The sequence below is a fragment of the Streptomyces sp. NPDC111507 genome, from assembly GCF_055638955.1.
In genome coordinates this window covers 149474-162703 of sequence record NZ_JBVKBU010000018.1, presented here as the reverse complement: position 1 = coordinate 162703, position 13230 = coordinate 149474, and the positions used below count along the sequence as shown (strand labels likewise).

Genomic DNA, 13230 nt, shown 5'->3' with positions numbered 1-13230 from the left:
CCGGCTCAGTCCGCGACGGCGGTCTGCTGGCGTGCCTCACCCTCCGCCTCGGGCTGTTCCGGTTCCGCCCCCTCGGGCTGTGCCGCTGGGCCCCGGCGCTCGGGGAGACCGAACCGGGCCGTGAGCCGTTCGGCCAGCGGCTGGGTGTAGCGGGCGGTGAGCGGGCCGAGTACGACCAGGATCAGCACGTACGCCGTGGCCAGCGGGCCGAGCGAGGGTTCGATGCCGGCCGTGACCGCGAGCCCGGCGATGACGATGGAGAACTCGCCGCGCGCGACCAGCGCGCCGCCCGCTCGCCACCGGCCACCCACGGAGATACCGGCCCGGCGCGCCGCCCAGTACCCGGTGGCGATCTTCGTCAGAGCCGTGACGACGGCCAGCGCGAGCGCGGGCAGCAGCACCGGCGGGATGCTCGCCGGGTCGGTGTGCAGTCCGAAGAAGACGAAGAAGATCGCCGCGAAGAGGTCCCGCAACGGGCTGAGCAGCGTGTGCGCGCCCTCCGCGACCTCCCCGGACAGGGCGATGCCGACCAGGAACGCCCCGACGGCCGCGGAGACCTGGAGCTGCTGTGCGATGCCCGCGACGAGGATCGTCAGGCCCAGCACGACGAGCAGTAGCTTCTCGGGGTCGTCGCTGGAGACGAAGCGGGAGATGACACGGCCGTAGCGGACGGCCACGAACAGGACGAGTCCGGCGGCTCCCAGGGCGATCGCGAGCGTCACACTGCCCGCGGCCAGCCCGACCCCGGCCACCAGCGCGGTGACGATGGGCAGGTAGACCGCCATCGCCAGGTCCTCCAGGACGAGGATGCTGAGGATCACCGGTGTCTCCCGGTTGCCCACCCGTCCCAGGTCGCCCAGCACCTTGGCGATGACACCGGACGAGGAGATCCAGGTGACGCCCGCCAGGACCACGGCGGCCACCGGACCCCAGCCGAGCAGCAGAGCGGCGGCCGCGCCGGGCAGGGCGTTGAGGGTGAAGTCGACCAGGCCCGAGGGGTAGTGGGCCTTGAGGTTGGAGACCAGATCGCTGGCCGTGTACTCCAGGCCGAGCATCAGCAGGAGCAGGATGACGCCGATCTCGGCGCCGGTGGCGACGAACTCCTCGCTCGCGCCGAGCGGGAGCAGCCCGCCCTCGCCGAAGGCGAGACCGGCCAGCAGATACAGCGGGATGGGGGAGAACCGCAGCCGGGCGGCGGCCCGCCCCAGCAGCCCGAGACACAGGATGATGGCGCCGAACTCGATCAGCAGAACAGCAGAGTGCACGCGCTCACTCCCGTCCGAGTATCGCCGCGGCGCCGTCGACGCCTTCGCGGGTGCCGACGACGATCAGGGTGTCCCCGCCCGCCAGCCGGAAGTCCGGGGTCGGCGAGGGAATGGCCTCGGCGCGGCGCAGCACCGCCACCACCGACGCGCCGGTCTCGGTCCGCATCCGGGTCTCGCCCAGCACCCGGCCGTTCCAGTGGGAGGTCGCGGCGATCTCGATGCGCTCGGCGATCAGCCCGAGGTCGGTGGTGTAGAGCAGGCTCGGGCTGTGGTGGGAGGGCTTCAGCGCGTCGATCAGCGAGGCCGCCTCGCCGCTCGTCAGCCGCAGCGACTGGGCGCAGGAGTCGGGGTCGTCGGCGCGGTACACGCTCACGGTGCGGGCGCCGTCGCGGTGCGCCACCACCGACAGGTGGCGCTGTTCGCGCGTCATGAGGTCGTACTGGACCCCGATGCCCGGCAGTGGCGTCGCCCGAAGGCGTGGCGTGGACATGATCTCCCCTTGTTCATCGAGTCGGTTGCTCATCGCGTCGTGTCGCTCATCGGGTCGCGGTCCTGCGTTCCCGTGCAAAACGGTCATGCTGCCATCCCCCGTACGGTGGCCACATGGGTGTTGGCACGGATGGACACGACCGCTCGACAGACGCGAAGCTGACCGGGACAGCGGCGTCGCCGCAGCTCGGAAGGGCCGGAGGGACAGGAAGGGACGGACAGAAGAACGTGTCGCTGTTCCGGCGGATCTTCCTGCTCAATGCCGCGGGCCTGACCGTGGCCACCGCGCTGCTGCTGGGCCCGGTCACCGTGTCGACGCCGATACTGCCGGGCGAGGTGCTGGTCGTCGTCGCGGGACTCGCGGTGCTGCTCGTCGTCAACGCGCTCGTGCTGCGGATAGGGCTGGCCCCGCTGCAACGGCTCGGCCGGGCCATGGCCACCGCCGACCTGCTGCATCCCGGGGCCCGGGCACCCGTCACCGGCCCCGCGGAGGTCGCCGGGCTGATCACCACGTACAACACCATGCTCGACCGGCTGGAGACCGAGCGCGCCACCAGCTCGGCCCGCGCGCTCCTCGCGCAGGAGGGTGAGCGCCGGCGTATCTCCCAGGAGCTCCACGACGAGGTGGGCCAGACCCTGACCGCCGTGCTGCTGCAGCTCAAGCGGGTCGCCGACCAGGTGCCCGGGGAGCTGCGGGAGGAGGTGCGGCAGGCGCAGGAGGCGACCCGCGGCAGCCTGGACGAGATCCGGCGCATCGCCCGCCGGCTGCGCCCCGGGGTCCTGGAGGAGCTCGGTCTGCACAGCGCGCTGCGGTCGCTGGCGGGCGAGTTCACCACGCACGGCCTGTCCGTACGTCACGAGCTCGACGGAGATCTGCCGCCGCTGACGGAGGAGACGGAACTCGTGGTCTACCGGGTGGCTCAGGAAGGGCTCACCAACACAGCCCGGCACGCGGGCGCCGATCACGCCGAACTGCGGTTGCGGCGGGTCGTCGGCGAGGGCGGTGGTGACGGCGGCTACGGCGTCGAGCTCCTCGTGCGGGACAACGGCAAGGGCCCCGGCCGCCGGCTGCGGGAGGGGGCGGGGATCAGCGGTATGCGGGAGCGCGCCCTGCTGATCGGCGCCGCGCTCTCGGTCGGGGCCGGGCCGGGGGCGGGCACCGACGTACGGCTGCGCATCCCGACGAAGACAGGGGCGAAGACAGGCCCGCAGACCGGCGCATCGACGACCGGTGTATCGAAGACCGGCGTACCGCCGCAGCTCCGCGCCGCGACCGCTTTCGAGGGAGACCGATGACGTCCGTGCCGCCCAGGTCGTCCGTGCCGTCCGTGCCCGACCGGAAGCCCGGCGGGGACCGGCCCACCCGGGTTCTGCTCGCCGACGACCACACGCTCGTGCGCCGTGGCGTACGGCTCATCCTGGACGGCGAACCGGACCTGAGCGTCGTGGCCGAGGCCGGGGACGGTGCCGAAGCGGTGGCGCGGGCCCGCGACACGGACGTGGACCTCGCCGTCCTCGACATCGCGATGCCCCGGATGACCGGGCTCCAGGCGGCCCGCGAACTCTCCCGCCGCCTTCCCGACCTGCGCATCCTCATCCTGACGATGTACGACAACGAGCAGTACTTCTTCGAGGCGCTCAAGGCGGGGGCCTGCGGTTACGTACTGAAGTCGGTCGCCGACCGCGATCTGGTCGAGGCGTGCCGGGCGGCGATGCGCGACGAGCCGTTCATCTATCCCGGCGCCGAGACCGCGCTCGTACGCACCTATCTGGAGCGGATGCGGCGCGGCGAGGCACTGCCCGTGCGGACCGTCACCGACCGCGAGGAGGAGGTGCTCAAGCTGGTCGCCGAGGGCCATACGACGAAGGAGATCGCCGAACTGCTCTACATCAGCGCCAAGACCGTGGAGAGCCACCGGGCGAACCTGCTGCAGAAGCTCGGCCTGCGCGACCGCCTCGAACTCACCCGGTACGCGATCCGGGCCGGGCTCATCGAGCCGTGACCCGGGCCGGACAGGGAGAGGGCCGACCCGTGCACGGGTCGGCCCTCTCTTGGCGGTGCCGCCGGATCACTTCACCGTCAGGACGACGGTGGGCGAGACGACCTTGCCCGCCATGACCCGAAGCTGCTCCTTGCCCTTGTTGTTGAACTTGGTGACCAGGGAGTAGCTGCTGCCGTTCTTGAGCACGGTGCTGGACTTCAGCGCGGTCCACTTACCGTTGTGCATGCGCATCAGCACCACCTTGGTACCGACCTTCACTCCCTTGGCGCGTCCGGTGAACGTCACCGCCTGGCCGACCTTCACCTGGGCCTTGCTCGCCCTGGCGGTGATCGAGCCGTTGGCCATCGGCATGCCGGTCCTGGTCGGCTTCGCGGTGCTGGTCCTGGTGGGCTTGGCGGTTCCGGTCATGGTCGGCATGGGGCTGCTGGTCATGATCGGCTTCGGGCGCGGTGAGGCAGTGCTCGAGGACGCGGCGAAGGCTCCCGCCGTCCCGGCCGACAGCAGAGTGACGGAGAGCGCGCCGGCGCCGATCGCCTTGGCACAGCGGCTGCGGAGTGTGGAATTCACGTGTGACTCCTGACGTGACGGGTCCCCCCACAAACGGATCACGCCCATATGGGCGAAATGTTCGCTTTTGAGGTTATCCATGCCAGGGTCGAGCCTGCGACCGGACGAGGGTTCGAACCCTGTGCGAAAAGCATCAAAAAACCCTCACTATCAGACAAAAGCGCCTGGTCGATGGCGTTTGCGGAGGGTTACCAACTTCTTACCCAGTGTCCATCGCCGGCCGATGAGTCCGCGGTGGTCAGGAGCGAGGCCGCAGATCCGCGCCGTACACCGTGCGGTAGTCCGGGACGACGATCCGGCTCGCCGGGGACTCCCGGTGCACCTGGGTGAGGAAGCCGTCCAGGTCCATCGACGGGTCGCGGCTCGGTGGCTCGCTCAGCGGCTCCTCGAAGTTGTCCCAGTGGACGGGGACGACGACACCGGGGCTGCCCAGGGCGCGCAGCAGTCGGGGTACGTAGTGGTGGGTGGCGGTGCTGGAGGGGACGGCGACCATGGCGAGATCGGGGCGGAGTCCCTGGACCGCCCGCTCGCAGAAGTCGCTGGCCCCCATGAGGAACGCCGAGGGCCCACCGCTGCCGGCCGTCACCTGGAAGGCGAGCGTGTCGCCCTCCGGCAGCTCCGCGATGGTCCTCGGAGGCGCCGCGGGCGGGGTGTCGAGCGTGCCGGGGGCGAAGTAGGTGTACTTCTTGTTGCGGCTGTGGAGGCCGGCGGCGACCTCGACGGTGATGCCGTCGAAGTCCAGCACCTCGCCTCCCTTCACCACGGAGATCTGGCCCGGGTCGACGCCGAACGCGACCAGCAGGTGGTAGGTGGTCTCCGTGCCGACGACGCGGGCGCCGGTGGACTTGGCGATGTACGGCACGTCGGCGAGGTGGTCCCAGTGGGAGTGGCTGACCAGGACGAGTTCGGGGGCTCCGATGTGTTCCCGCACCACCTCGGGGTCGGTGCTCAGCTCCATGTCCGGGCGGAAGGCGCCGTCGAACAGGCCGGTCTTGAACCGGGTGAGGTACGGGTCGAAGAGCACGGTCCGGCCGTCGACGTCGATGCGCCAGCCGGAGGTGCCCAGCCAGCGTAAGGACGCCGCTGCCGCTGCCGCGGACGGCGACGCCGACGACATCGACGTCGATGCGGTGGCAGGGGCTGTGGCGGTGGCGGCGGGAAGGAGTGGGGCAGCGGCGCCGAGCGCGGCACCTCGCAGCAGGCTGCGTCGGCCGAGCATCGGGTCTCTCTGCGTGTCTGCGGTGTCGCTCATGGCGTCAGCAGATCAGGGATCGACCTCCCGCGTCCAAGATCGAAACGGTGTCCTCGCGATACGTGAGGACATATGAGACCTGGTCAGACGCCTTCGCTCCGCAGGAAGTCGACGGCGATTCCGGCCGCGGCGCCGATCGCGGCGTCCACCCTCGGCCGGGAGGCGGTCAGCTCGCGGGTACGGGCGAAGACCGACACCGCGTAGCACCCGCCGTCGGGATACCGGACGACTCCCGTCTCCATGTGCAGCCCCGGCAGGGTCCCGGTCTTGGCCGCGATCGTCACATCGTCCGAGAACCCCGACGCCAGCCGGTGCCGAAAGACTTGACGACTCATCAAGTCCCGTATGTGGGAGCAGGCTTCGGGAGCACCCGCTTCGTCGCGCCAGATCAGACGCAGCAGTTCGCTGGTCTCGCGGGGCGTGCTCGCGTTGGTGCGCAGGGGATCCAGTGCGGCCAGCCGTCTCTTGCGGTCGTCCGGCAGGGCGGGGTACCGGACGGCGAACTCCCGCTCGTCGCCCGCCCCGACCTCCGCGAGCATCGAATCGAGCACGTCACGCGGACCGCCCACGATCCTGGTCCGGTCGAGCCCGAGCTCCTTGGCGAGCAGTCGTACGGTGTCCAGTCCGACGCGGTCCAGCAGCAGATCCGCCGCCGCGTTGTCACTGACCGACATCGCGAAGAAGGCCAGATCGCGCAGCGACAGCTCGACGTCGTCCGCGCAGCCCGCCGTGCCCCAGCCACCGAGCCGGTCGGCCGCCGTCACCCGTACCCGTTCCCGGGGGTCGAGCTGCCCGGCCGCCACCTGCCGGGCGAACTCCAGGACCAGCAGCACCTTGAAGATCGACGCGATCACGACGGGCTCGTCCGCACCGACGGCCACCTCCCGCGCCTCCCCCGGTGGCCAGGTGCCGACGGGGACCGCGTGCAGGAGACCCTCGGCGCCCGCTCTCGCGAACACCTCGCGAATCCGCTCCTCGACCACTCGTTCACCCGCCCCCTCGCGTAAGGTCCCTCACCGTGGATCTCTTGCGCCACCTGCGTCTTTTCGTCACCGTAGCCGAGGAGCTGCACTTCAGCCGGGCCGCCGACCGGCTGGGCATGGCCCAGCCGCCGCTCAGCCAGGCCGTACGGAGGCTGGAGAAGGAGCTCGGTGCCGAGCTGTTCGACCGGGCGCACCGCCGGATCCGGCTGACCGCCGCCGGGGCGGTGCTCCTGGACGAGGCCCGTGAACTCCTCGCTCGTGAGGAGCGGTTGCGGGTGTTGGCCCGGCGTGCCGGGGACGGCGCCCTGGGGACCCTGCGGGCGGGCGTGCCGCCCGACACCACGGCCGCCGTGCTGTCCGCGCTGCTCGCCGCCTGTGCGGAGCGCTCTCCGGGGCTGTCCGTCGATCTGCGGGAGGTCACCACGGAGGAGCAGGTGCGGCTGCTGGCCTCCGGCGGACTCGACGTCGGGCTCGTCCATCAGCCCGTGGACGCCACCGAACTGCGGCTCGGTCCCGAGGTCCCGGTGGATCTCGGAGTCGTCCTACCCCGCACCTCACCGCTGGCCGGGCTGCCCGAGGTGGCGCTTGGCGAACTGTCCGGCCACGATCTCGTGCTCTTTCCGCGGGCCCACGCCCCTGGTTGGTACGACCGGATTCTCGACGTCTGCCGCGGCGCGGGCTTCGTGCCCGGTCGGTTGCGGCACGCGTCGAACTCCGAGTTCCTGCTGGCCCTGGTGACGGCGGGGCACGGAATCGCCTTCGACCAGGGGCCGGTGGCCCGCAAGGAGCCCCGCGTCGCCTGGCGTCCCCTGGCGGGCCGTCCCCTCACCCAGCGGCTGAGCGGCGCGTGGCCCGCGGGCCGCGCCGTCCACCCGGCTGCGCGCCCCTTCGCGGAACTCGCGGCCGACGTACTGACCCGCGACCGCACCGCGACCCCGGGCCGCCGAGACGACCGGGCGCGCCCCGCGGGAACGGGGAGTGCGGACGGGGCCCGCCCGGTGGACGGACCGACCCGCCCGTGGTCGGTCGTGTACGGCGAGGGCTTCGGCCGGTAGGCATGGGCCGAGGTCACGACGCCGATCCGGCGGTCGATGTCACGACCCTGATCACGCGCGCCCGGTCGTCGGTTCGCCGCGGATGACATCCCAAGGGGTCGACCGCGGCGAACCGGCGCCGAATCAGCCGTCGATGCGGTGCTGGGTCCAGAACGAGGTCAGGTCCGTGGTCGTGGCGGCCTGGGCGGCCGCCTTGAACTCGGCCGTGGTCGAGACGCCGTACCAGTGCGAAGTGGCGTAGTCCTTCAGCAACTTCGCCATGGTGGTGTCACCGAGGACGCGTCGCAGATCGTGCAGGGCGCACTTGCCGTAGCCGTAGACGACGGTGGAGTACCGGGAGGAGTGGGCGTCCCAGTAGGCCATCGAGTTGGTGATCTTCTCCGCCGTCGAGGCCCAGGAGACGCTGTTCCAGCAGTTCGTGCCGGTACTGCCCAGCGCCAGATCGGTGGCGTAGTCGGTGAACGCCTCGTCCAGCCACGGGCTGTTGTATTCGTCGTCGCCGACGATCCCGTAGAACCACTGGTGCCCGATCTCATGGGTGAGCGCCGTGGTGGAGACCAGGTCGAGGACGAACCCCGGGTACTCCATGCCGCCGAACCAGAAATTGTTGTCGATGACGGCGTCCAACTCGCCGTACGGGTAGGCGTCGAAGCGTCCCGCGTGGGCGTCCACCGCGGTCTTCGCGGTGGTGAGCATGGACTGTGCGCTGGACGAACTGATCCCCGAGACCGAGTAGATGTTGATCGGGGTGCCCGCCGTCGACGTACCCGAGATCTTGGTGAACGGGCCCGCCGCCCAAGCGAAGTCACGGACCTTGGAGGCGGTGGCCGTGGTGACCGTGCGTCCGCTGGAGCCTGGGGTGTCCACCGAGGTGCCCGTGGCCGGGACCAGCAGGGTGGTCGGGTGGTCGAGGGTCACCTTGAAGTCGGCGGCCAGGGAGTAGAACGACTCGCCGTTGTTGGTGTACGGGTCCAGGTGCCAGCCCGAGCCGTCCTTGATGGCGAGAACCGGCAGCGCGTTGCCGATCATGCTGAACGCGCCGTCGTGGCCGAAGCGGTCGGCACCGCTGGGGACGGTGATCCCCAGGTCGAAGCCGATCGTGGTCGACTGGCCCTGCGCCAACGGGGTCGGGAGGGCGATCTGGAGGGCCGTGCAACCGACCGACAGCGCACCCGCGGTGCCCCCGGTGACGTTGCTGACCGCGATCGGCATCGCCGAGCAGGTGCCGTGGTAGTTGTCCCACAGCCTCAGGTACACCTCGCTGAGCGCGGTGGAGGAGGCGTTGGTGAACGTCGCGCTCTCGTGGCCCGTCCAGACCGTGCCGCTCGTGTTGCTGCTCAGGCTGACGGTGTACGAGGGGGCGGCCGGCGTGCGCGTGGAGTCCGCCGGCGGGGTCGTGCCGCCGGAGGTGTCGAGGGCGATGTCGTCGAGGACGAAGCTGGTCTGGAGGCTGGAGTCCTCGGTCCCGGTGAACGCGAGGCTCACGGTCTGGCCCGCGAACGCCGACACGTCGAACGACTTCTGTACGTAGCCGGTGGCCTTGTTGAGGTTCGAGTACGTCGCCAGTGTCGTACTGCCGATCTTCGCCGTCAGCTTGTCGTACGCGGTCGACGAGGTCGTCTCGGCGGTGTCGATGTGCAGCCAGAAGGTGAGCGTGGCGCTGCTGCACCCGGACGGGATCGTGACGCTCTGCGAAAGGGTGTCGGTGTGTGTACTGCCGACGCCGTTCAGCCAGGCGAAGCTGGTGCCGCCATGGGCGCTCTGACCGGAACGGCTGGTGATCACGGTCGACGACGACTGCGTCCAGGGCGAAGTCCCGCTCTCGAAACCACCGTTGGTGACCACCTGGGCCGGAGTGCAGTCGGCGGCCAGTGGTGCCGTGGGCGGCGCGGCTGCCGCCGGGGTGACGGGGAGCAGGGCGGCGGCCAACGCGGCGATGCCCAGTGCGCTCACGGCGAGGGCCTTGTGGGGGGTCGGTCTCACACGAAACTCCTTTGAGGCGGCCGGGATTCCGGCCTGCTCGGTGGCCGCCCTGACGGCCTGGGTGCGCCGGGGGCAGCCGGGGGCTGCGCGCATCGCTTGCGCGATCGCTGGGGTGAGATTTCCGTTGCGTCTCCCCGTGGTCAGGGCGACGGCTGCGGGAAGCCTGGCAGATTTGACCGGGGCATGCCATCAGTGACGGGTAAAAGTGTTCGCTGACCTGAAGTGTTCGGGCTCCGCCCGCGACCGTGGGCGGTGCGAGTCCGTCGAACTCGGTGATCGGTGATCGGTGATCGGTGATGCGTGCTGAGTGCTGAGTGATCAGTGATCCGGGAGCGCGGCGCGCGGGCCGAGCTGCCGGGTGCAGGCGTCCCGGGCCGGGACGGACAGCAGGTCGCCCGCTCCGGTGAACAGCCGGTACAGGGACGGGCTGTACCGCTCGGCCAGTTCCGCGTTGTGGGCCAGTACGTCGAGCTCGTTGGCGGCGGTGATCTCCAAGAACGCTCGCAGGTCGTCGTCCGCGGGGATGTGCTCGCGGCCGGTGAAGCGATCACGGAAGACCACGGGCCGATCGCCCCCGATCCGGGGAAGGACGGCGCCGCGGTCGCAACTCGCGTACAGGTACACCAGCGCCTCGGCCCGGTCGCCGATCAGCTCCGCCAGGGTCGCCCGCTCGGCGACCGGCAGCAGGTACGGGTCGAAGCCGTCGGTCCCGTACGCGGCATGGCACAGCCCCGCCGCCTGGACCACGGGGTCACCACCCCAGTCGGCCAGGATCCGCCGGACCCGGCCGAGATGCTCCAGCAGCGTGCCGCCCGGATGCGGCATCTCGGCGGTGCCCCGCGCACGCAGGAAGGCTTCGGCACGCGACCACCGGGACGCGTCACCGTCGCCGGTCTCTTCGGGAACTTCGCGCACTTCGCGCACTTCGGGTATTTCGGTCACTGCAGCCCCTTCGGGATGACGTTTCAACGTCTCGGCAAGCCACTGAGAGACTCCCACCATGGAGACGAGTGCGGGGGCGGACCGGACAAGGCCGGGCCGTTCCATGGAATGGGCGCTGCGCTCCGCGGAGCACGCGGATGTCGAGGTGATCGCCGAGCTGCGGGCGAGGGTGATGCGCCCCGACCTGGAGCGGTTGGGCCGGTTCGACGAGCGTCGGGTCCGTCGGCGGCTGCGGGAGTCCTTCTCCCCGGAACACACGTCGGTCGTCATCGCCGACGGCGACTTCGCGGGCTGCGTCACGCTGAGGCCGGCCGAGGACGGGCTGTGGCTGGAGCACTTCTATCTCGTCCCGGACCTGCAGGGCCGGGGGCTCGGTTCGGCGGTCCTGCGCACCCTGCTGGACCGCACCGACGCCGACGGCCTGCCCGTCCGTCTGAATGTCCTGCAGGGCAGCGCCGCCAGGCGACTGTACGAGCGCCACGGGTTCACCGTGGAGGTTCAGGACCCGATCGACGTCTTCATGATGCGACGACCGGGCGCGGGCACCCCTGCCCCGTGAGGGGAGAGGCCCATGGGGGAGAGACCCATGAGCGGAGAGGCCCATGAGGGATGAAGGGGTCTGTTCCTAGGCCGCGTTGCGCCAGACCTTCACGTCCAAGGTGGCGTACGTCGTCCCGGACGAACCCCGATACGTCACGAGCCCCACGTGCCCCGTCCCGCTGACCACGCACATCTGCTGGCCGGCGGTGAGGTCCTTGACCCAGATGTAGCTCTTGTAGCCGGTCGCCGCCTTGCACGCGTCCAGGCTTCCCTGCCGCCCCACGGGCAGCAGGGCGAGGGAGCTGCCGGAGTCGGTGCCGGGGGCGAGGACCGCCCCCGAGGAGTAGACGGCGTACGTCAGATCCTCGTCGGAGGTCCCGGTGTCCGCCTTGGACCGCACCGGAGTGTCCGCGAGATACAGGTCGTGGCTCGCGGTCATCCGGATCCCGGCGTACGCCACCGCAACGGGGACCGTCGGGGCCGCGGGCTTGCTGGACGCGACGGTCGGGGGAGCCGAGGTAGCGGTCCGCGTGGGCGTCGGGGGCCCCGAAGGGCTGGGCGGCAGAGCGGACTTGGCCGTCTTGGGCTTCTTCGAGGCCCGGGGTGACGGGGAGCCGGACGCCGACGGCGAAGCCTCGGTGGGCGTGGCCGACTGCGACGCGGCCACGTCCTGTGCCCGGTTGTCGTTCTTGTCGCCGTCCCCCGGGACGAGCAGCAGCGCGGCGGCCGCCCCACCGGCGACGAGTACGACCGCGGCTGCCGCCAACACCCAGCCCCGGGCCTTGCGGCCCTTGCCGCCCGTGCCGACCGAGGAGGTCTGTGCGGCGTCCGGCTCCTGCGGCTGCTGCCAGGGATGCGGAGCGTACGGACCCGGCGTGGCCCCTGGCCCCATCACGAAGGGTCCGGGCAGCGCGGCATGGGACGGCGCGGTGGGGGAGTAGGCCATCGGAGGCCCGAAAGCGCCAGGACCTGCGGGACCGGCGGGACCGAAGGTGCCGGATCCAGCGGGCCCGAAAGCCCCCGAAGCCCCGGAGGTCCCCGAAGCGTGGGCGTCCGCAGCCGCCTCCGCCCGGGCCCGATCGGCGCCTTCGGCCCGAGTCGCGATCCCCGCCGCCAGCTCGCCCGACAGCCACGCCCCGGACGCGGAGCGTGCTTCGGCACCGAGATCCGCCTGGATCGTCTGGACGGAGCGTATGAGCTCCTCGACGGAAGGCCGCTCGGCGGCGGGCTTGCGCAGACACCGTGCCACCAGCTCCCGTATCTCCACCGGCACGCGGCTGAGATCGGGCTCCTCGTGCACCACCCGGTAGAGCACCGCATGCGGATCCCCGTCCCCGAAGGCGGCGCGGCCCGTCGCCGCGAACACCGCGGTCTGCCCCAGCGCGAACACGTCGGCCGACGGCATGGCATCCCCGCCGAGCACCTGCTCCGGCGCCATGTAGGCGACGGTTCCCAAGGCCGTGCCGCTCATCGTCACCGACGTGGCGTCCGCGGCCCGCGCGACACCGAAGTCGATGACCCGCGGGCCGTCGGCGGCGAGCAGCACGTTCGACGGCTTGAGGTCCCGGTGCACGATGCCCTCGCGGTGCACCGCCTGCAGGGCCTCCGCGACACCGGCGATCATCCGCAGCACGGTGTCGAGGGGCAGCGGCCCGTGATCGCGTACCGCGTCGGCGAGGGAAGGCCCCGGCACATAGGCGGTCGCGCACCACGGCATCGCCCCACCGGTGTCGCTGTCGACGACCGGAGCCGTGTAGAGCCCGTGCACCCGGCTCGCGGCGGCCACCTCGGCCTGGAACCGCTTCCGGAACTCGGCGTTCTCGGCCAGCTCCGGCCGGATCACCTTGACCGCGACGGCCCGCCCGCCCGGCGTGTGCGAGAGATAGACCCGTCCCATGCCCCCGGACCCGAGCCGGGCCACCAGCCGGTAGCCGCCGACAACCCGAGGATCGCCGTCCTCCAGAGGCTGGAAACTCTCCACATCGGCCCCACCGTCGCTCAACACGCCCCACTCCACCCCGAGATCCCGTTCTGTGGTGCCCCATTGCATCACGGGCCCCCTCCGCCCCGTGGGGACGGCCGCCGACCTCGTGGCCGGGCCCGGCCCGCTCCTCGAAACCCTCGGACGGGGGCTCTCCCGAAACCCCCTAC

General features: G+C 71.2%; 12 protein-coding genes. 4 read left to right on the top strand and 8 right to left on the bottom strand.

Translation table 11 applies throughout. The annotated features are described in order from the left end of the window. Nucleotides 1-5 precede the first annotated feature (5 nt). Nucleotides 6-1265, bottom strand: a complete 1260-nt coding sequence (locus tag ACZ7M2_RS43795) for a cation:proton antiporter (RefSeq protein ID WP_471600053.1) — start codon at nt 1263-1265, stop codon at nt 6-8. A 4-nt stretch (nt 1266-1269) separates the two neighbouring features. Next, nucleotides 1270-1755, bottom strand: coding sequence for a cation:proton antiporter regulatory subunit (locus ACZ7M2_RS43790; protein ID WP_168496318.1), 486 nt, complete (start codon nt 1753-1755; stop codon nt 1270-1272). Nucleotides 1756-1982: 227 nt separating this feature from the next. Between ACZ7M2_RS43790 and ACZ7M2_RS43785 the strand changes: the two genes are divergently transcribed. Then, entirely contained in the window at nt 1983-3050 is a 1068-nt protein-coding gene (locus ACZ7M2_RS43785) for a HAMP domain-containing sensor histidine kinase (RefSeq protein WP_471600052.1), read from the top strand. Continuing rightward, nucleotides 3047-3757: a response regulator gene (locus tag ACZ7M2_RS43780; RefSeq protein ID WP_471600051.1), complete on the top strand. Its 711-nt coding sequence runs from the start codon at nt 3047-3049 to the stop codon at nt 3755-3757. Before ACZ7M2_RS43785 ends, ACZ7M2_RS43780 begins: the two co-directional genes overlap by 4 nt. Nucleotides 3758-3823: 66 nt before the next feature. Here ACZ7M2_RS43780 and ACZ7M2_RS43775 read toward each other — a convergent pair whose 3' ends face one another. From ACZ7M2_RS43775 to ACZ7M2_RS43765, 3 genes are all read right to left on the bottom strand, one after another. Further along, nucleotides 3824-4324 carry a hypothetical protein gene (locus ACZ7M2_RS43775; RefSeq protein WP_471600050.1) on the bottom strand — a complete coding sequence of 167 codons (501 nt, stop codon included), beginning with the start codon at nt 4322-4324 and terminating at the stop codon, nt 3824-3826. Between the two features lie 238 nt (nt 4325-4562). Next, nucleotides 4563-5576: an MBL fold metallo-hydrolase gene (locus ACZ7M2_RS43770; RefSeq protein WP_471600049.1), complete on the bottom strand. Its 1014-nt coding sequence runs from the start codon at nt 5574-5576 to the stop codon at nt 4563-4565. A gap of 83 nt (nt 5577-5659) precedes the next feature. Continuing rightward, nucleotides 5660-6559: a serine hydrolase gene (locus ACZ7M2_RS43765; protein WP_471600048.1), complete on the bottom strand. Its 900-nt coding sequence runs from the start codon at nt 6557-6559 to the stop codon at nt 5660-5662. A 44-nt stretch (nt 6560-6603) separates the two neighbouring features. On the opposite strand from ACZ7M2_RS43765, the gene ACZ7M2_RS43760 reads away from it, so the two are divergent. Further along, the gene (locus ACZ7M2_RS43760; protein WP_471600078.1) at nt 6604-7614 is read left to right on the top strand and encodes a LysR family transcriptional regulator; all 1011 of its coding nucleotides are present in this window, start codon (nt 6604-6606) and stop codon (nt 7612-7614) included. A 123-nt stretch (nt 7615-7737) separates the two neighbouring features. Here ACZ7M2_RS43760 and ACZ7M2_RS43755 read toward each other — a convergent pair whose 3' ends face one another. Both ACZ7M2_RS43755 and ACZ7M2_RS43750 read right to left on the bottom strand, forming a co-directional pair. Then, nucleotides 7738-9597, bottom strand: coding sequence for a M1 family metallopeptidase (locus tag ACZ7M2_RS43755; RefSeq protein WP_471600047.1), 1860 nt, complete (start codon nt 9595-9597; stop codon nt 7738-7740). Nucleotides 9598-9915: 318 nt separating this feature from the next. Continuing rightward, nucleotides 9916-10539 carry a DUF6817 domain-containing protein gene (locus ACZ7M2_RS43750; RefSeq protein ID WP_471600046.1) on the bottom strand — a complete coding sequence of 208 codons (624 nt, stop codon included), beginning with the start codon at nt 10537-10539 and terminating at the stop codon, nt 9916-9918. A gap of 58 nt (nt 10540-10597) precedes the next feature. On the opposite strand from ACZ7M2_RS43750, the gene ACZ7M2_RS43745 reads away from it, so the two are divergent. Then, nucleotides 10598-11098 carry a GNAT family N-acetyltransferase gene (locus ACZ7M2_RS43745; RefSeq protein WP_471600045.1) on the top strand — a complete coding sequence of 167 codons (501 nt, stop codon included), beginning with the start codon at nt 10598-10600 and terminating at the stop codon, nt 11096-11098. A 66-nt stretch (nt 11099-11164) separates the two neighbouring features. On the opposite strand, the gene ACZ7M2_RS43740 is transcribed toward ACZ7M2_RS43745, so the two are convergent. After that, nucleotides 11165-13084 (bottom strand): serine/threonine-protein kinase, encoded by a 1920-nt coding sequence (locus ACZ7M2_RS43740; protein WP_471600044.1) that lies wholly within the window; start codon nt 13082-13084, stop codon nt 11165-11167. Nucleotides 13085-13230 lie beyond the last annotated feature (146 nt).

Coding starts and splice junctions, on each gene's coding strand:
- ACZ7M2_RS43770 (WP_471600049.1), bottom strand. CDS start 5,576: ATGAGCGACACCGCAGACACGCAGAGAGACCCGATGCTCGGCCGACGC.
- ACZ7M2_RS43790 (WP_168496318.1), bottom strand. CDS start 1,755: ATGTCCACGCCACGCCTTCGGGCGACGCCACTGCCGGGCATCGGGGTC.
- ACZ7M2_RS43745 (WP_471600045.1), top strand. CDS start 10,598: ATGGAGACGAGTGCGGGGGCGGACCGGACAAGGCCGGGCCGTTCCATG.
- ACZ7M2_RS43780 (WP_471600051.1), top strand. CDS start 3,047: ATGACGTCCGTGCCGCCCAGGTCGTCCGTGCCGTCCGTGCCCGACCGG.